Below are 595 nucleotides of genomic sequence, written 5' to 3' on the forward strand. Positions count from 1 at the left end.
CCGCCGGCCGCGCCGGCGGTGGTGCCCGTTGCCTCGAACGCCTTGATCACGCTGCGCCCCACCGTCCAGCGGTGCACTTCGTCGGGTCCGTCGACAATGCGGTTCATCCGCGCCTCTGCCAACCAGGCCGCTAGGGGCAGATCGTGTGAGTATCCGAGTGACCCGTGAATCTGCAGGGCGGTGTCGACGACATCGATGAGCATGTTGGCAATGTAAGTCTTGGCGATGGAATTCGCGATCCGCAAGTCGAGCCCGCGTTCCATCTTGTAAGCCAGGTGCAGGATCATCAGCCGGGTGATGTAAAGCTTCTCGGCGCAGTCGGAGAGCATCCACTGGATTCCCTGACGATCAGCCACCCGTTTGCCGAAGGTGACTCTTTCACATGCCCGCGCGGCCGCCATGTCAAGCGCTGCTTGGGCTTTCGCGATGCTCCACATGCCGTGCCGCAGCCGGCCGTAGCCGAGGCGATGCTGGCCCATGGCAAAGCCCTGTCCAAGTCCGCCGAGAATGTTCTCGTCGGGGACCACTAGGTCGCGGATGCGGACTTCCGCGTGACCCATGGTCACCTCACCGTGGAAGGCCGGCACGTCGGTCT

The 595-nt window shown here is 63.7% G+C and carries 1 protein-coding gene; it reads right to left on the reverse strand.

Annotated features, from left to right (window positions below):
* On the reverse strand, positions 1–595 hold a 595-nt coding region (locus tag A5692_RS06900; protein ID WP_255396997.1), incomplete at both ends, for an acyl-CoA dehydrogenase family protein.

Origin of the sequence: Mycobacterium sp. E342 (assembly GCF_001667665.1) — a bacterium.
In the GTDB taxonomy this organism is placed as follows: Bacteria; Actinomycetota; Actinomycetes; order Mycobacteriales; family Mycobacteriaceae; genus Mycobacterium.